The organism is Curtobacterium flaccumfaciens (genome assembly GCF_004361695.1).
In the GTDB taxonomy this organism is placed as follows: domain Bacteria; phylum Actinomycetota; class Actinomycetes; order Actinomycetales; family Microbacteriaceae; genus Curtobacterium; species Curtobacterium flaccumfaciens_B.
This window is the reverse complement of sequence record NZ_SNVW01000015.1, coordinates 23,605-41,771: the sequence shown is the minus strand read 5'-3', so window position 1 is coordinate 41,771 and position 18,167 is coordinate 23,605. Positions and strand designations below refer to the sequence as shown.

Below are 18,167 nucleotides of genomic sequence, written 5' to 3'. Positions count from 1 at the left end.
CCGCCTCGCACCGTGCGCGGGGGCCGGCCGGCAGGCTAGGCGCGGCGGCGCACCCGCGGGTCCACGAACGCGTAGACGACGTCGACGATCACGTTCGCGGTGACGATCAGCAACGCCGAGAACAGGGTGAAGCCGACGACGACCTGCAGGTCGAGCGTGTGCACCGCGTCGATGAGGAGCGCCCCGAGGCCCTGCATCGAGAACACCTTCTCGGTGATGACCGCGCCACCGAGCAGCGACCCGAGGTCGAGCCCGAACAGCGTCACGACGGGCAGGATCGCCGTCCGTAGTCCGTGCCGCACGACGACCTGGCGTTCGCGCAGGCCCTTCGCGCGAGCGGTCCGGACGAAGTCCTGCGACATCGACTCGAGCATCTCGCCGCGGGTCAGGCGGGCGTAGATCGCCGCGCTGATGAACGCGAGCACGCACCACGCCAGGATCAGGTGCGTGAACCACCCGACCGGATCGTCGGCGAACGCCACGTACCCGCTCGTCGGCAGGATCCCGAGCACGAAGCCGAACAGCAGGATGCCGAGCAGCCCGACCAGGTACGAGGGTGCGGACACCCCGGCGACCGCGACGGTCATCACGGCCCGGTCGACGAAGGTGCCCCGGCGGAGCGCCGACAGCGCACCCCCGGCGACCCCGGCGACGAGCCACAGCACGGCGGCACCGACCGCGATCGACGCGGTGACGGGCAGGCGCGTCAGGATGAGGTTCGTGACGCTGTCGTGCAGCTGGAACGAGTACCCGAAGCACGGTGCGGCGCAGTGGATCACGGAGGCACCCGAGCCGAACGTGCGACCGGTGAAGATCCCGGCGAGGTAGGCGCCGAACTGCGCGATCCACGGCTTGTCGGTACCGAGGAACGCCTGGACCTCCCGCAGCCGGTCGGGCGTGCAGGGCTTGTCGCAGATCGCCCGTGCCGGGTTCGTCGGCAGGAGCATGAACAGCGCGTACGTGATCGCGGCGACGACGAACAGCACGACGACGGCGCCGAGGACGCGGATGGCGATGAAGCGGAAGGTGCTCACCGGTTGCCTCCTCGCGGGTCGAGGGCGTCGCGCAGCGCGTCACCGAGCACGTTGAAGGCGAGGGTGATGAGGAACAGCGCGATCCCGGGGAACAGGAGGTACGCCGGGTCGGTCTGCACCCACCCGACGGCGTCGCCGATGCTGCGGCCCCACGACGGGGTCGGCGGGGTGACGCCGACGGCGAGGAACGACAGCGCGGCCTCGGCGCCGATCATCGACGGGATGGAGATGGTCGCGTAGACGGTGATCGTCGCGGCGAGGTTCGGCAGCAGCTGCGTGCGGATCACGTGCCACCGGCCGGCGCCCATCGCGGTCGACGCGACGACGTAGTTCCGGTGCACGAGGGACAGCGTCTGCCCCCGGACGACACGGGCGACGGACGGCCAGCCGAAGAACCCGATGACGAGGACGACGAGCACGGGCTTCGGGAACGACGTCGGCACGATCGCGGTGAGGGCGATCATGAACACCAGCGACGGGAACCCGAAGATGACGTCCACGACGCGGGAGAGCACCCGGTCGTACCAGCCGCCGAAGAACCCGGTCGTGACACCGACGAGCACGCCGATGACGATCGAGACGACGGTGGCCGCCAGTCCGATCCCGAGCGAGGTCCGGGCGCCGTAGGTGACGATCGCGAACAGGTCACGACCGGTCAGTGGCTCGACGCCGAACCAGTGCTCGGCGCTGATCCCCCCGCCGACGCCCTTCGGCGCACCGAACGAGTTGAGCGCGTCGATGTTGTAGCCGTAGGGGTCCTGGCCGGTCACGGCGGCGATGAGCGGCGCGGCGACGGCCACGACGACGAACACCACGATGACGACCGCAGAGGCGACGGCCCAGCGGTCCTTCCGGACCCGACGCACGACAGCGCGGAAGCCGGTGCTCCGGTTCGCGGCGGCCGACACCGGACGGTCGACGACGTTGGCGGTCACGAGGCCACCCCTTCCCATGCGCGCCAGGCCTCGCGGCGGGCGGCCTGTCGCACGGGGTCGGCGACGGGCGCTGCGGCGAGGAGCATGCGCGTGTAGTCCTGCTGCGGGTCGTCGAGCACCGCGTCGGTCGTGCCGCGCTCCACCACGCGGCCGGCGCGGAGGACGACCACCTCGTCGGCCAGCTGCCGGACGACGGCGAGGTCGTGGCTGATGAGCAGCATGCCGAACCCGAACTCCTGCTGCAGCGAGGAGAGCAGGTCGAGCACGGCGGCCTGCACGGTGACGTCGAGCGCCGAGGTCGGTTCGTCGGCGATCACGAGCGCCGGCCGGAGCGCGAGGGCACGGGCAACGGCGACGCGTTGCCGCTGTCCGCCGGAGAGCTGGTGCGGGAACCGCTCGGCCCAGGACGGGTCGAGCTGCACGGCGGTGAGGAGCTCACGGACGTGGTCGGCTCGGGAGTCCGCCGACGCGGCGTCGTGCACGAGGAGCGGCTCGGCGATGCTCCACCCGATGGTCTGCCGCGGGTTGAGCGACGACGCCGGGTCCTGGAAGACGATCCCGACACGGCTGCGCAACTCGCGGAGGCGCTTGCCGCGGGCGGTGCGGAGGTCACTGCCGTCCACCTCGACCGTGCCCCCGACCACGGGCACGAGGCCGGCGAGGGCACGTCCGATGGTCGACTTGCCGGACCCCGACTCCCCCACCAGGCCGACGGTCTCGCCGGCGCGGAGGTCGAGGTCGATGCCCGAGACGGTCGGCTCGCCGCGGCGTGCGTAGCGGACGGCGACGTCGCGCAACTGCGCGACCACCGGCCGGGAGGCGCGCCCCGCGTCCGCAGCGGCGACCAGCGTCGTGTCGCTGGTCGCCGTCTCGGACCCGCCACGCGCCTCCAGGCTGGGAACGGCCGCCAGCAGCTCACGCGTGTAGTCGGCTGTGGGGCGGGCGAAGACCTCGGCGACGGTGCCGTGCTCGACCGGGTCGCCGCGTCGCAGCACCAGGACCTCGTCGGCGACGTCCGCCACCACGCCCATGTCGTGCGTGATGAGGAGCACCGCCAGGCCACGCTCGCGACCGAGGCGGCGCAGCAGGTCGAGGATCCCGGCCTGCACGGTGACGTCGAGCGCCGTCGTCGGCTCGTCCGCGATGAGGGCGACCGGGTCACCGGCCAGCGCCATCGCGATCATCGCGCGCTGCAGCTGCCCACCGGACAGCTCGTGCGGGTACGCCTTCCGGATCCGCTCCGGGTCGGTGAGCCCCGCGGAGCGCAGCAGTTCGTCGATCCGCGCCGACACCTCGGCGCGGTCGAGACCCGTCGGGTGCGCCCGGACGGCCTCGGCGATCTGCGTGCCGATCGACAGCACGGGCGTGAAGGAGTTCATCGGCTCCTGGAAGACCACGCCGATGCCCGCGCCACGCACGGCTCGGAGCTGGTCGTCGGATGCGCCGACGAGTTCCTCGCCGCGGAACCGGATGCTGCCGGAGACGTGGGCCTCCGGCGGCAGCAGGCCGAGCACGCTCATCGCGCTGACCGACTTGCCCGAGCCGGACTCGCCGACCAGGGCGAGCACCCGGCCGGGCGTCAGGGAGAAGGAGACGTCACGGACGACGGGCTCCGCGTCGCCGAACGCGACGCGGAGCCCCTCGACCTCGAGCAGCGGAGAACTCACTTCGCGAGCGTGACCTTGAGGTAGTTCGGGTACGCCGGGAAGTCCGCGATCTGGAAGTTCTGCACGTTCGAGCCCGCCAGGAACGACTGCTTCGCGTAGGTCAGCGGGACGATCGGGGCGTCCGCCATGATCTTCTTGTCCGCCTCGGCCCAGAGCTTCTGCGCGTCCTTCTGGTCGACGGTCGCGCTGGCTTCCTTGATGAGGGCGTCCACCTCGGGGTTGCTGTACTTCGAGACGTTGTAGCCGCCCCCACCGATCTGCGACGAGTCGTAGAGCGGCTGGATGTTGGCGTTCGCGCTCGGGAAGTCCGGCTGCCAGCTGAACATCGCGAGGTCGAAGTCGGAACCGTCCGTGGTGGCCGTGTAGAACGAGTCGGCGTCGAACGGCTTCAGCGTCACCGTGATGCCGGCGCGCTTGAGGCCCGCCTGGATCGCCTGCGCCTCGGCGAGGTTCGCCGGGTCGTTCTGGGTGGCGAGGGTAAGCTTCAGGTCCGTGGCGCCCGCTTCCTGCAGGAGCTTCTTCGCCTTGGCGACGTCACCGGTCGCACCGGGCTCGTAGAGGTCGTACTGCTGACGACCGGCGATCCCGGGCGTGATGAGCGTCGTCGCGTAGCTCCCGGCGAGGGCGCCACCCGCGGCGATCCGGTACGACTTCTTGTCGACCGCGTACTGCAGGGCCTGACGGACCTTGAGCTCCTTGAGCGAGCCCTTCTGCGTGTTGATCGCCAGGTAGTTGATCGGGCCGGCCTTCGACGTGGCGAGGCGGTCCTGCGCGGACGGGTTCGACCGGACCTGGTTCAGCTCGGCAGCGCCGAGGAAGGTCGCGCCGAACGAGTCCTTCGCGTCACCGTTGTCCGCGATGAGCGTCTGCGTGACGGTCGACGGGTCCTGGCTCTCCTTGAAGACGACCTTCGACGGGCCGGCGGTGCGGACGTCGTCGGTCTTCGCGCTCCAGGACTTGTTCCGGACGAGCGTGATCTGCGAGCCCTGCGTGTTCGACTGCACCTGGTACGGACCGGAGGCGACCGGCTTGGCGTCGTACGCACCGGTGTCGGTGCCGTCGCCCTCGGGCACCGGGGCGAACGCCGGCATCGAGACGATCCACGGCCAGTCACCGTAGGCCGCGTTGAGCTTGAAGACGATGGTGGAGTCGTCCGGCGTCTCGATGCTGTCGAGCGTCTTGCCGTCGAACGGACCCTTGTACGAGTCACCACCGACCAGGAGCGACTTGTGGTAGCTCAGGCCACCGGTGAGCGTCGGCGCGAACGAGCGCTCGATGCCCCACTTGATGTCCTTGGTGGTGATGGCCTTGCCGTCCTGGAACTCCAGCCCCTTCTTGAGGTGGTAGGTCCAGGTCTTGCCGCCGTCGCTCGAGTCGCCGGTGTTCGTCGCCAGGTCCGGGACGACCTTCGCGGTCTTGCCGGGCTCGACGTCCCACGCCGTCAGGCGACGCAGCACCAGGCCGAGCGTCGTGATGTTGAGGTTCTGGCTCGTCGCGGGGTCGAGGTGCACCGCGGTGGCCGTCGTCAGGATGTTGAGCGTGCCGCCCTTGTTGGTGCCGGCGCTGGACGCGTCGTCCGAGGCTCCCCCGCCCGAGCAGCCGGTGAGCACCAGTGCTGCTGCTGCGGCGACCGCCGCGGTGATGGTCAGGCGCTTGGGGCGTCTCATGACGATGCTGCTCCTCGTGGGGAAGGGGTGTGGTGTCGACCGGTGACGGTCGCTGCGCTGCCTCGGGTTCGGGGGTACCGGGCGGCGTCCATCCTGACACCGCGGACGTCGCCCGTCCGAATCCCGTGTGCGACGGACGTCGCACGACGTAACGGTCCAAGTCCTCGGCGACGTCCCGCTATTCCCGATGCGTCTGCACCGAGTTCCACGAGGGACGATCGGGTGGAATACGACGTACCAGCGGACAGTTCGTCGTAGGCTGCTCGTGGTCGTGTCACCCGCCGGAGCACGACCTGGGCGAATGAGCGAGGCCCGGAACTGCACGAACAGTTTCCGGGCCTCGATTTGCCTTCCGAGTGGAAGCCAAGGGATGCGTAAACCATCCCGAGTCAATCGCTCGGAACCGATGGTAGCCGAGCCCGCTCGGCTCCGCATCCCTTGGTCGAAGCTCCTCGTGTCAGCCGGCGACGACACAAGGAGGTCATCGATGTCGAACGACAACGACGGCCGGACCAGACGCCAGGCGCTCTGGTTGGGGATCGCGAGCTTGCTCGTGAACCTCACCCGGCTCCTGCTCGATCTGATCCGCAAGGCATAGGGAGACGGGCGCCCCCACGCCGCAAGCAGCGGCGTGGGGGCGCTCCATCCGGGTACCGGGTCAGCGGTCGAAGAGGCCTCCGAGGAAGTCGTTGCCGAGGTTCGACGCCTGCTCGCCGAGGCCCGACGCCTGCTCCCCCAGCCCGGAGAACTGCTCACCGAACCCGCCGAGGAGCTGCTCGCCCTCGCCCGCGAGTCCCTCGATGCCACCACCGAGGTCCGCGAGGCCGAGGTCGCCGATGCCCGAGGCGATGCCCTCGAAGTCGACGCCGACGTTCGCGGCCTCTGCCAGCACCGGTCCGGCAGCGGCGCTCAGCACGGCCCCACCGGCGACGGCGGCACCGATGCCCCCGAGCGCCATCGCCCCGGCACCGACGGCGGCTCCTCCGGCGAAGGCACCGCCCCGACCACCGCTCCCCCGGCGACCGGAGCCCGAGCCGCCGAGGACGCGTCGGATGAGGCCCGGGCGTGCGACCTCACCGCGGGTCATCGCCCGCGCCATCCCGCCGGCCGAGTCGTCGCGCAGGTGCTCGTGCGGCGGGAGCTCGGAGTTGAGCCGGTTCCGCACCTGCTGACGCTGCGCCGGGGTGAGGCGTGCGAAGGCGTCGTGGTGGACCTGTTCGAGCTGGTCCGGGGACGAGGTGCGGAGCAGGTAGTCGTACTTCGCCAGGGCGACCTTGTCCGAGTCGACCGGCCCGCCGTGCTGCGGCTGCCCGTACTGCTGCGGCTGCCCGTACTGGCCGGGTGCAGGCTGGCCGTACTGGCCGGGCGCCGACTGGCCAGGCGTGGGCTGGCCGGACACCGGCTGGCCGTACTGCTGCGGCGGCCGTTGCTGCTGCTGCTGCTGCTGCCCACGGTCGTCGCCGGTCAGCTTGTCCGCCGCCGTCCGGACGATGTCCCGCCAGTCCGAGCCAGCCTGCTGCGAGCCGGTGCCGGGCGCACCGTCACCCTGCCCGCGCTTCTGGAGCTGCTTGTCGATGACCTTCGAGGCCATGCCGAGGATGCGGTTGAGGTTCGCCATGCCCCGACCTTTGCGTCCGTACATGTGAACGCTCAGGATCCACCCGGTGCGACACCCCGAGAACGCATCCGGATGTCCTGTGAGCCCCGCCCGAGCGGGCCGGAGCCGACCCGCTGCCTCAGGCCAGGACGCGCGCGAGGAACAGGTTGCGGAACCGCCCGGTCGGGTCGAGGTCCCGCGCGAGCGCCGCGAACGACGACAGCCTCGGGTACACCTCGTGCAGCCGCTCGACCCTCGTCGCCGACACCTTCCCCCAGTGCGGTCGCGCGTCGAACGGCGCGAGGACCTCCTCGATGCGCGCGACCGCCGCAGCCACGGCCTCGGCGTCCCGGCGGAACGTGAAGTGGATCCCGACCGACTGCCGTCCGGACGACGGCGCGAGCCAGGCGGTGTCCGGCGCGATCGTGCGGACCTCGGCGGCGATGAGGAGCGGTGCGAACAGCTCCTGCAGCGGGCGCAGGGCCTGCAGCGCGGCGACGGCCGAGGCGGCGGGCAGCAGGTACTCCGCCTGGATCTCCGCGCCGGTCGACGGCGTGAACGACGACCGGAAGTGCGGGAGCCGCTCGGACCACGGCCCGGGGACACCGCCCTGCTCCGTGACACCGGCGGGGTCGTTGTCCCCCGGGTGCACGGGGCCGGTGGCGGGGCGGGCACCGAGCGCGACGAGGTCGACGGACGGCGCCGGCTCGTCCACGCGGTGCTTCACCCAGACCTGCCGGGCGCCCCGGTCGTCGAACGACGTGAACATCGACACCGAGTACGCGTCCGACACGATCTCGTCGAAGTGCTCGGCGACGGCGTCCCACGGCAGGTCGAGGTGCACCGTCGTGGCGACCTGGAACGTCGGCTCGATCGCGAGTTCGACCGTGGTGACGATGCCGAGCGCACCGAGTGCCACCCGGTGGGCGTCGAGCGCGCCGTCCGCCGACGACGCGTCGACCCGCACGAGCTCACCGGAGGCGCGGACGACCTCGAGGCCGACGACCGCCTGCGCGAGCGACGGGTTCCGCACACCGGAACCGTGCGTGCCGGTGGCGACCGCCCCGGCCGTGGAGATGTGCGGCAGGGACGCGAGGTTCGCGAGGGCCCAGCCACGTGCCTCCAGGCCGGCCGCCACCTGGCTGTGGATCATGCCGGCGGCCACGCGGACCACACGACGCGACGTGTCGATGTCGAGCACCGGCGGCAGGTCTGCCAGCGAGACCTGGACCGCGTCGGTGTCGGCGATCGTGTTGAACGAGTGCCGCGAGCCGAGCGCCGTCAGGCGCGGCGTCGACGCGACCAGTTCCTGCAACGAGGCCACCGACGTCGGACGCGCCAGACCGGACGCCCGGTAGGTGACGTTGCCCGCCCAGTTCGTCCGCGTGCGCTCGGCCGCGATCACGTCGCTCATCGTGGGGTCCTGACTCCTAGAAACCGCGGTCGAGACGGTGCCACGTCTGCTGGAGACGCAGCTCGTCGCGGAACCCGCGAGCGGTGGTGTGCTCGTCGATGACGAGGAACTCGGTACCCACCATGGTGGCGAAGTCCTCGACGACCTGCAGGCCGACGGCGGTCGTCATCACGGTGTGGTGGGCGGCGCCGGCGGTGAGCCAGGCCTCCGCGGCGACCGGGAACGACGGACGCGGCTCCCAGACGGCACGGCCGACCGGCAGCTTCGGCAGCGCCGCGGTCGGGGGCACCACGTCGACGACGTTGGCGGTGAGGCGGAAGCCGTCGCGGGTGTCGGACAGCGCCACGACCACCGCTTCGCCGGAGTCGGCCGTGAAGACCAGGCGCACCGGGTCGTCCTTGCCGCCGATGCCGAGCGGGTGGATCTCCAGCGTCGGCTTCGTCGTCGTGAGCGTGGGCGAGACCTCGAGCATGTGAGCACCGAGGATCTTCTCGGCCCCGGGGGTGAGGTCGTAGGTGTAGTCCTCCATCAGGCTCGCACCACCGGGCAGACCGGCGCCGGCGACGTTCATCGCACGCACCAGGACGGCGGTCTTCCAGTCGCCCTCGGCGCCGAAGCCGTAGCCGTCGGCCATCAGGCGCTGCACGGCGAGGCCGGGGAGCTGCTTGAGGGTGCCGAGGTCCTCGAAGTTGGTGGTGAACGCGGCGCTGTCGTTCTGCGCGAGCAGGGTACGGAGGCCGATCTCGATCGCCGCGCCGTCGCGGAGCGCGCTTCTGCGTTCGCCCCCCTCCTGGAGTTCCGGTACGAGGTCGTAGGACGCGTCGTAGGTGGCGAGCAGCGCGTCGATCTCGTGGTCCGACGCCGCCGACACCGCTGCGGCCAGCTCGTTCACCGCCCACGTGTTCACCTGCACGCCGAGCTCGATCTCGGCCTCGGTCTTGTCGCCCTCGGTGACGGCGACGTACCGCATGTTGTCGCCGAAGCGGGTGAGCTTCAGCTCACGGACGGCGGCAGCACCGGCTGCGGCTCGGGTCCAGTTCGACACGCGCTGCTGCACGCGGGGATCCGAGACGTGCCCGACGGCGGTTGCGTGCCGGACGCCGAGGCGGGCGAGGGCGTAGCCGAATTCACGGTCGCCGTGCGCGGCCTGGTTGAGGTTCATGAAGTCGAAGTCGATGTCCGCCCACGGCAGCGTGACGTTCGCCTGCGTGTGCAGGTGCAGCAGCGGCTTCGTGAGCGCCTGCAGCCCACCGATCCACATCTTCGCGGGGCTGAACGTGTGCATCCACGTGGTGACGCCGATGACCTTGTCGTCCGCGCTGGCCTCGATGAGCGCGCGGCGGATGCCGTCGGCGTCCTTCAGCACGGGCTTCCAGACGAGCGTGACGGGGAGCGCCGCGGCCAGCTCGGCGTGCACGGCCTTGCTCTGCTCCTCGACCTGGCGCAGGGTCTCCTCGCCGTACAGCCCCTGGGAGCCGGTGAGGAACCAGACCTCGTAGCCCGCCAGCGTCTCGGTGGGGTCGACGTGCGTCATCGCAGTGCTCCTTCGGGGTTCTGTCCGTAGACGTTCTGGTAGCGATCGAAGAGTCGATCGATGTCTGCTTGCGGGATCGGGACCACGTCCCCGCCCTGCTTCGCGATGTGCACCGTCCGGGCGACGTCCTCGCACATCACGGCGGCCTTCACGGCGTCCTTGGCGTCACGACCGATGGTGAACACGCCGTGGTTCTGCATGAGGACCGCGCGGCTGCGGTGTCCGCTGAGGGTGTCGACGATCCCGTGGCCGATCGAGTCGTCGCCGATGATCGCGAACGGGCCGACCGGGATCGGGCCGCCGAACTCGTCCGCCATCGCGGTGATCACGCACGGGATCTCCTCGGCACGGGCAGCCCATGCGGTGGCGTACGTCGAGTGGGTGTGCACGACGCCGCCGACCTCGGGCATGTTCCGGTACACGTAGGCGTGCGCGGCGGTGTCGCTCGACGGTCCGTGCGCGTTGTCCCAGCCGTCGGCGGGGACGCCGTCGAGCGTGCAGACCACCTGGTTCTCCGGGCGCAGGTCGTCGCTGGACACCCCGCTCGGCTTGATCACGAACAGGTCGGTGCCCGGCACGCGCTCGGAGACGTTGCCGCCGGTCCAGATCACGAGGCCGTAGCGGACGAGCTCGCCGTGCAGGCGTGCGACCCGCTCGCGGGTGGCGGCGACGGCCCGCTGGGTGTCGGGGTCGGTTGCGCTGGTCATCTGGTCACTTCCTGCTCTGCCGGGAGGCTCGGCTCGGCTCCCGCCGTCCCCTCGCCTCGGGTCGTGGTCGCGTCGGCGCCGGGGGCGGCTGCCGCACCGGTTCCGGTCGCGTCGGGTCGGGTCGCCGCTGCCGCACCGGTTCCGGTCGTCTCGGGTCGGGTCGCCGCTGCCGCCACGGCCTGGACGGGCAGGGCAGCGCGGTACCGGCCGAGGTAGGTCTGGAAGCCCTCGACGTCGCGCGGCTCGGGGTCGGCGACGTGGACCGTCTCCCCACCGAAGACGGTGTCCGCCAGGAAGTCGGCGAGGTGGTGCTCGGTGTGCTCGAGGTACGCGGCGAGCACGGCGATGCCCCAGGCGCCGCCTTCGCCCGCGGTCTCCTCGAGGGCAACCGGGACGCGCAGTGCGGCGGCGAGCAGCTGCTGCGGGGCGCCGGGCGTCCGGAAGAGCCCGCCGTGCGCCGTCATCCGGTCGACCTGGACGTCCTCGCCGTGCAGCACGTCCATGCCGATCGCGAGCGTGGCGAACGCCCCGTGCACCTCGGAGCGCACGAGGTTGCCGAGGGTGAAGCGCGCGTCGGGGGTGCGGAGCAGCAGGGGCCGGCCGTCCTCGACGTGGGTGACGGGTTCGCCCGCCAGGTAGTTGAAGGAGAGCAACCCGCCGGCGTCGGGGTCGGCCTGTTCGGCTTCGTCCAGCAGGACCCGGAACACGTCGTCCGTCGCCATCGGACTGCCCGATGCCTCGGCGAAGCGTCCGAACACCTTCGCCCAGCTCGCGATCTCGCTCGCGCCGTTGTTGCAGTGCACCATCGCGACGGCGTCGCCGGACGGGGTGGTGACGACGTCGAGTTCCTCGTGCGCGGACTCGAGCGGCTGCTCGAGGACGACCATCGCGAAGATGCTCGTGCCCACGCTGACGTTGCCGGTCCGCGGGGCGACGGCGTTCGTCGCGACCATGCCGGTGCCGGCGTCGCCCTCGGGCGGGCAGAGCGGGACGCCGGGTCGGAGCGAACCGGTGGGGTCGAGCCACGCCGCGCCCTCGGGGGTGAGGGTGCCGGCGTCGTCCCCGGCGACGAGGACCTCGGGCAGCAGGGCTCGGAGGTCGGGCACCGCCTCGCCGAACAGGTCCTGCGTGACGGCGAGCATCTCGTCGTCGAAGTCGCGCGAGCCGGGGTCGCCCGGGCCGCTGTCGACGGGGCTGCTGTCGATCGGGAAGACACCGCTCGCGTCCCCCACGCCGAGGACGTCACGGCCGGTGAGCCGTCGGTGCACGTACCCGGCGAGCGTCGTGATGCCGGCGATCTCCGGCACGTGCGGCTCGTCGTCGAGGACGGCCTGGTACAGGTGCGCGATCGACCAGCGGAGCGGGATGTTGAAGCCGAGCGCGTCACTGAGCCGTTCCGCCGCGGGACCCGTCGAGGTGTTGCGCCAGGTCCGGAACGGCACGAGCAGCTCGTCATCGGCGTCGAACGCGAGGTAGCCGTGCATCATCGCGCTCACGCCGGCGGCGCGGAAGGTCGTCGGGGTCACGCCGTACTGCGCCTCGACGTCGGCCACGAGGGCGGCGTACGCGGCGCGGAGACCGGTCTCGACGGCCTGGAGGGAGTAGGTCCAGCGGCCGTCGACGAACTCGTTCTCCCACTCGTGCGAGCCGGCGGCGATGGGCACGAGGTCCTCGTCCACCAGGCACGCCTTGATGCGCGTGGAGCCGAGCTCGATGCCGAGCGTCGTGCGGCCGTCCACGACCTGGTGTCGGCGATCGTCGCTCATGCAGTCCTCCCAGACCTCGTCGTCCTCGTGAGCGCTCACATCCTGGCACGTGAGCGCTCACTCCCGCAACGCGGCTCGCGGGTCGCACGAAGTGCCGCCCGCTCGAGCCCGGACGCCCCCTCCGCCGAGATCGCACTTCGTCGGGGTTCATCGCGCGAATCGTCCGCCGAACTGCGATCTCACCGAACACGCCCCAGGCAATCGCTCCGCCGAAATCGCACTTTCGCGGGGACATTGGGGACCGATGCCCGCCGGAGTGCGATCTCGGCGAACCGGCGCGACCCCGAGGCGCGAATCGTGAGGCGCGCGGCGGCGCGCGCGGCCCTACGCGCCGACCGTGCTCTCGCGGACGACCAGGTTCGGCGTGACCGCGGCCGACGACGCCGATCCCCCGTCGATGAGGCTCAGCAGCGCCTGCCCAGCCACTCGGCCGAGCTCCTCGAGCCGCAGGTCCACCGTCGTCAGCGGCGGACGGCTCGCGAGTGCCATCACGTCCCAGTCGTCGAACCCCGTGACGGCGACGTCCTCGGGGACGGACCGGCCGAGCTCCCGCAGCCGATCGCACACACCGCGGGCGATCTGGTCGCTCCCGCACACGATCGCGTCGACGTCCACCGATCCCCGCGCCAGCACGTCGACCGCCTGCCGCCCCCACCGCTCCGACCACTCCCCGTACAGCGGTTCGCCCACCAGCCGGGAGCCGAGCACGGCGGTGGCGCCGGACACCCGTCGCACGGCGGACCGGTGACGGGCGGGCCCGGTGACGATCGCCACGCGTGACCGTCCGAGTTCGAGCACGTGCGACGCCACGGCCGACGACCCAGCGGAGTCGTCGAGGGTGATCGACACGTCGGACGCCGAGGTGGACGGCGTGAACGCGTACACGACGGGGATGGACACGTCGATGGGCGGGCGCGGGTCCGCCGAGCGCCCGGTGACGATGATGCCGTCGACCCCGCGGGCGGCGAGCGAGCGGAGGTAGTGCGTCTCGCGCACGTGGTCGTCGCGGGTGTCGCAGAGCAGCACGGCCATCTGACCGGCGGACAGGGCGTCCTCGGCGCCGAGCAGGACCGGGATCGAGAACCGGCCGAACGAGTCGGTGGTGATCATGCCGACGGTGTACGTCCGGCCGGAGGACAGCGCGCGGGCCCGGGCGTCGCCGACGAACCCGAGCTTCTCGGCGGCCTCCTTCACCCGGAGCCGCGTGGAGTCGCGGAGCTGCCCGGTGCCGTTGAGTGCCTTCGAGGCGGTGCCGATCGACACCCCGGCGAGCGCCGCGACGTCGGTGATCCGGACGGGCTGTGTCGTGCGCTCGAGGGTCACGGCAAGTTCCTTTCCGGATCGCGGGACGTGACGATGAGCATACGCAGAAAACCGTTCACGCCTCTTGCGCAGCGCAGATCGGTGTCGTAACGTCCACCGCAGAAACCGTTTTCCGAACGCTGCACGATCGGCGGACACCGGGACGGCACCAGTCACATCGCAAGGAGGCGACATGACCACCACGCTCGCGACCGACAGCCGCGCGCAGACCGCGACGCCGGTCCTCCCGACCGCCGACGCGCACCTCACGCTCCGACCCCTGCCGACCGACGACGCCCGGATCACCGGCGGCTTCTGGGCACTCCGGCAGGAGCGCAACGGTCGCGACGCGATCCGCGGCGGGTACTCCCTGCTCGAGACGGCCGGCAACTTCCGGAACCTCCGGATCGCCGCAGGGCTCGAGGAGGGCGACGCCACCGGCCCGATCTTCATGGACTCCGACGTGACGAAGTGGCTCGAGGCGGTGGCGTGGGAGTACGGCCGCGCACCGTCCGAGGACCTGCTCGAGCTCCAGCGCGAGGTCACCGCCCTCTACGCCCAGGCGCAGGCCGATGACGGCTACCTCGACTCCGTGCAGCAGATCCGCGGCAAGGGCGAGCGGTACACGGACCTCAAGTGGAGCCACGAGATGTACTGCGCCGGGCACCTGTACCAGGCGGCCGTGGCCCAGCACCGTGCGACGGGCGACACCGGCCTGCTCGAGGTCGCGATCAAGAACGCCGACCACCTCGTCCGGACCTTCGGCGACGGCGACGGCAAGACGACCGACATCGACGGACACCCCGTCGTCGAGATGGGCCTCGTCGAGCTCTACCGCGAGACCGGCAACCGCGACTACCTCGACCTCGCGCACTGGTTCGTCGACGCCCGCGGCCACGGCATCATCGAGCGCGCCGGCGGCGAGCCGACGTACTTCTCCGACCGGGTGCCGAGCCGGCAGGCCACGACCGTCGAGGGCCACGCCGTCCGCGCCGTGTACCTGGCGGCGGGTGCGGTCGACGTCGCGATCGAGACCGGCGACACCGAGCTGCTGGCCGCGAGCGAGCGGCAGTTCGCCGACATGATGGCGACGAAGGCGTTCATCACCGGCGGCCTCGGCGCACGCTGGGACTGGGAGGCGTTCGGCGACCCGTACGAGCTCCCGACCGACCGCGGCTACGCCGAGACCTGCGCCGCGATCGGCGGGATCCAGTGGGCGTGGCGCCTGCTGCTCGCGACCGGCAAGCCGGTCTACGCCGACGCGATCGAGCGCCTGCTGTACAACGCGTTCCTCGCCGGGGTCAGCCTGGGCGGCACCGAGTACTTCTACGTCAACCCGCTGCAGCAGCGCGACCACGCGCACCAGGACGAGAACCGCTCCCCCGCCCACGGGCGCCGCGGCTGGTTCGACTGCGCGTGCTGCCCGCCGAACATCATGCGGACGTTCGCCAGCCTCGACGGCTACCTCGCGACCGCGACCGACGGCGGACTGCAGGTCCACCAGTACGCGACCGCCGACCTCGGCCCGGTGCGCGTCGAGACCGGCTACCCGCACGACGGCCGCGTGCTCGTCACGGTGACCGAGGACGGCCCGCTCGCACTCGGCCTGCGGATCCCGGCGTGGTCGGACACGACGACCGTCACGGGCGCCGGCGGCGACGCGAGTCCCGCCGCGGGCACGCTCCACGTCATCGATCGTGAGTGGACCGCGGGCGACACCGTCGAGCTCGCGTTCGACACCACGCCGCACCGGTACGTCGCCGACACCCGCATCGACGCCGCCCGCGGGCAGGTCGCGATCGAGCGCGGCCCGCTGGTCTACGCGGTCGAGCAGGCGGACCAGCAGGGCTTCACGGTCGACGACCTGACGGTCGACGCGGACGCGCCGATCACCGAGGAGCGCCAGGACGGCCTCCTCGACGGCATCGTCACGCTGCGGATCCAGGGACACGCCCCCGCCGAGCACGCGCAGGCAGCGTGGCCGTACCAGCGTCTGGACGGGCCTGGAGGCGCGGATCGCGCCGTGGACGCCACCAGCGTCGACGACGTGGCTGGCGCTTCGGACGCCACCACGGGCCTCCAGGCCGTCACCGCGACCGCGGTCCCGTACTACGCCTGGGCGAACCGCGGAGCCGCGCCGATGCGCGTCTGGCTCCCGCTGGCGCGGTGACGTGATGCTGCGCAGAGCGTTCCTCGCCGGCGGTCTCGCCGGCGGGGCGGCCCTCACCCTGGCCGCGTGCTCCGGCACGCTGCCCAAGGTGGACGCGAAGGTGGCGTCGTTCGGTCGGAACGCGACCGGCACCGTGCACGTCTGGTGCCGGTCGGCGACCCAGGCTGGCCTGACGGCGGCGGTCGCCGGCTTCAACAAGGCGAACCCGAAGCTGCAGGTCGAACTCACCCCGGTGCCCGACGGGCAGTACGTGACGAAGCTCGCGACCGCGATCCGCGGCGGCGAGCCGCCGGACGTCGTGGACATCGACGACATCAACTCGCAGCTGTTCATCTTCCGCGAGGCGTTCGCCGACCTGACCGACGTCGTCAAGGGACTCGACTACTTCGACGAGATCTCGCCCGGCCACCTGCGGCTGCTCGAGTACCGCGACCGGTACTACGGGCTGCCGTACCTGGCGGACAACTCGCAGCTGTTCGTGAACACCGAGCTGTTCGAGAAGGCGGGGCTCGACGTCGAGGACTCGACGAAGGACCTCGACTCGCTGCTCGCCGCGGCGAAGGCGATCCGGAAGACCGGGGACGACGTCTACGGGTGGTCGATCTCCGGCAACGCCGCGGGCATCATCGGCTTCGTCACCCAGCCGCACGTCTGGGCGACCGGCGTCGACATGATGTCCGGCGAGGTCGGAAAGCAGCAGGCGAACATCACCGGCAACGAGGCCCTCGAACGGATGCTCGAGTTCTACCGGCAGATGTGGAAGGACGGCGTGCTCTCGAAGGCGACGTACTCCGATGCCGGCACGACGTGGGGCGCGGACTTCCGAGCCGGCAAGGTCGGGATCTTCCCCACCTCGTACGGTGCGACCGTGCCCGCCGCGACGAAGGCGATGCGGGCGAAGATGCAGACCGTGCTCATCCCCTCGTGGGACGGCAAGCGGTCGTTCTTCGACGGCGGCGACAACATGTGCATCCCGAACGGGGCGGCGAACCCGTCAGGCGGTTGGGCGTTCATGCAGTACGCCAACGGGTTGCAGCAGCAGCAGGCGCTGCCCGACGGCGGCTACTTCCCCACCCGCTCGGACGCAGCCACGCCGGCGTACCGGAAGAAGTACCCGCTGGCGTTCGGCCCGCTCGACGCCATCGACAAGGGGTACGCGCCGCAGACGCTGGCGTACAACCTGCTCAACAACCAGCCGTCGTCGCCGTACTTCGCGATGTTCCGCGAGGCGGTGTTCGGGTCCGGTACGTCCGCCGCCATGAAGACGGCGCAGTCCGAGTACCAGCGCATCCTCGACCAGGTCCAGGCCTGACCCGGCTCGTCCCGCCGACGGCTCGTCCCGACGACGACTCGTCCCACCGACAGCAGCTCGCACCACCGACAGCACAGAGAGGTGCACGTCATGTCGACCATCTCCACCCGGCGCTCCGCCGGACGGGCCGCGCCCGGCCGGACCGGTGCCGGCCGACCCACCGTCGGCCGCGGGCGCGGCCCGTCCCGCAACTCGCTCACCCACCCGCCGCGGACCGGCGCGGTCCTCGTCGCGCCGGCGATCCTGTTCGTCGCCGTGTTCGTCCTCGTGCCGCTCCTGTTCGCGCTCTACATCTCGTTCACGAACTGGCCCCTGATCGGCCCGTACCGGTTCATCGGGCTGCAGAACTACCTCACCCTGTTCCAGGACCCGACGTTCGTGCACGCCATCGGGTACACGCTGCTGTACACGGCGATCGTGACGGTGCCGATCCTGGCGCTCGGCTACTTCCTCGCCGTGCTCATCCGCGCGCGACGGCGCGGGAGCACCCTGCTGCGGACGGTGTTCTTCCTGCCGTACGTGGTGGGCCTGACCACGCTGTCGTTCATGCTCGTCCTCGAGGCCCAGCCGAACTCCGGCGCCGTGAACATGGTGCTCCGCTGGCTCGGGATCACCGACGGCAGCACGGCCTGGCTCGTGAACGGTCCGCTCGCGACGCTGCTCATCTGCGTGCTGGTCGTCTGGGCGGTCTCCGGGCTGACGATGGTGCTGCTCATGTCGGCGATGCAGGGCATCCCCGACGAGGTGTACGAGTCCGCGCAGCTCGAGGGCGCGTCGTGGTGGCAGACCGAGCGGCTCATCACCCTCCCGATGATCCGGTCGACCATCGCCCTGAGCGTCATCATCTCGGTGATCGGGTCGCTGCTGGCGTTCAACCAGTTCTACATCCTCACCCAGGGCGGGCCGGGAACGGAGACCACGACGATCGTCAACGCGATCTACAACCGCGGCTTCGTGAACCTGCAGCTCGGCGCCGCGACCGCCGAGTCCATCGCCCTCGTCGTCGTCATCGCCGCCGTCACGGTGTTCCAGTTCTGGGCACTGCGAGAGAAGGACTGAGCC

The 18,167-nt window shown here is 71.2% G+C and carries 13 protein-coding genes; 3 read left to right on the top strand and 10 right to left on the bottom strand.

The features are described from left to right. Window positions 1-35 precede the first annotated feature (35 nt). The 10 genes from EDF64_RS16645 to EDF64_RS16600 all read right to left on the bottom strand — a co-directional run bounded on the left by EDF64_RS16645 (window position 36) and on the right by EDF64_RS16600 (window position 13,644). Window positions 36-1,034, bottom strand: coding sequence for an ABC transporter permease (locus EDF64_RS16645; protein ID WP_133521076.1), 999 nt, complete (start codon window positions 1,032-1,034; stop codon window positions 36-38). After that, complete coding sequence (locus EDF64_RS16640) at window positions 1,031-1,969, bottom strand: ABC transporter permease (protein ID WP_243736437.1); 939 nt, start codon at window positions 1,967-1,969, stop codon at window positions 1,031-1,033. The genes EDF64_RS16645 and EDF64_RS16640 overlap by 4 nt, the downstream gene beginning before the upstream one ends. Then, window positions 1,966-3,636, bottom strand: a complete 1,671-nt coding sequence (locus tag EDF64_RS16635; protein WP_133521074.1) for an ABC transporter ATP-binding protein — start codon at window positions 3,634-3,636, stop codon at window positions 1,966-1,968. The genes EDF64_RS16640 and EDF64_RS16635 overlap by 4 nt, the downstream gene beginning before the upstream one ends. Beyond that, on the bottom strand, window positions 3,633-5,303 hold the full coding sequence (locus tag EDF64_RS16630; protein WP_133521073.1) for an ABC transporter substrate-binding protein: 1,671 nt from the start codon (window positions 5,301-5,303) through the stop codon (window positions 3,633-3,635). Before EDF64_RS16630 ends, EDF64_RS16635 begins: the two co-directional genes overlap by 4 nt. 658 nt (window positions 5,304-5,961) lie before the next feature. Further along, window positions 5,962-6,921, bottom strand: a complete 960-nt coding sequence (locus tag EDF64_RS18330) for a cation-transporting ATPase (RefSeq protein WP_166645781.1) — start codon at window positions 6,919-6,921, stop codon at window positions 5,962-5,964. Window positions 6,922-7,039: 118 nt separating this feature from the next. Further along, window positions 7,040-8,314: a D-arabinono-1,4-lactone oxidase gene (locus EDF64_RS16620; RefSeq protein WP_133521071.1), complete on the bottom strand. Its 1,275-nt coding sequence runs from the start codon at window positions 8,312-8,314 to the stop codon at window positions 7,040-7,042. A gap of 16 nt (window positions 8,315-8,330) precedes the next feature. After that, the gene (gene araA / locus EDF64_RS16615) at window positions 8,331-9,848 is read right to left on the bottom strand and encodes an L-arabinose isomerase (protein WP_133521070.1); all 1,518 of its coding nucleotides are present in this window, start codon (window positions 9,846-9,848) and stop codon (window positions 8,331-8,333) included. Further along, on the bottom strand, window positions 9,845-10,555 hold the full coding sequence (locus EDF64_RS16610; RefSeq protein ID WP_133521069.1) for an L-ribulose-5-phosphate 4-epimerase: 711 nt from the start codon (window positions 10,553-10,555) through the stop codon (window positions 9,845-9,847). The genes araA and EDF64_RS16610 overlap by 4 nt, the downstream gene beginning before the upstream one ends. Next, window positions 10,552-12,321: a xylulokinase gene (locus EDF64_RS16605; RefSeq protein WP_133521068.1), complete on the bottom strand. Its 1,770-nt coding sequence runs from the start codon at window positions 12,319-12,321 to the stop codon at window positions 10,552-10,554. Before EDF64_RS16605 ends, EDF64_RS16610 begins: the two co-directional genes overlap by 4 nt. A gap of 324 nt (window positions 12,322-12,645) precedes the next feature. Next, on the bottom strand, window positions 12,646-13,644 hold the full coding sequence (locus EDF64_RS16600; RefSeq protein ID WP_133521067.1) for a LacI family DNA-binding transcriptional regulator: 999 nt from the start codon (window positions 13,642-13,644) through the stop codon (window positions 12,646-12,648). A 172-nt stretch (window positions 13,645-13,816) separates the two neighbouring features. Between EDF64_RS16600 and EDF64_RS16595 the strand changes: the two genes are divergently transcribed. The 3 genes from EDF64_RS16595 (at window position 13,817) to EDF64_RS16585 (ending at window position 18,164) form a co-directional block, all read left to right on the top strand. Beyond that, window positions 13,817-15,793, top strand: coding sequence for a glycoside hydrolase family 127 protein (locus tag EDF64_RS16595; RefSeq protein ID WP_133521066.1), 1,977 nt, complete (start codon window positions 13,817-13,819; stop codon window positions 15,791-15,793). Window positions 15,794-15,797: 4 nt separating this feature from the next. Next, window positions 15,798-17,105, top strand: a complete 1,308-nt coding sequence (locus EDF64_RS16590; protein WP_133521065.1) for an ABC transporter substrate-binding protein — start codon at window positions 15,798-15,800, stop codon at window positions 17,103-17,105. 90 nt (window positions 17,106-17,195) lie between these two features. Beyond that, the gene (locus EDF64_RS16585; RefSeq protein ID WP_133521064.1) at window positions 17,196-18,164 is read left to right on the top strand and encodes a carbohydrate ABC transporter permease; all 969 of its coding nucleotides are present in this window, start codon (window positions 17,196-17,198) and stop codon (window positions 18,162-18,164) included. The last annotated feature ends 3 nt before the right edge of the window (window positions 18,165-18,167 follow it).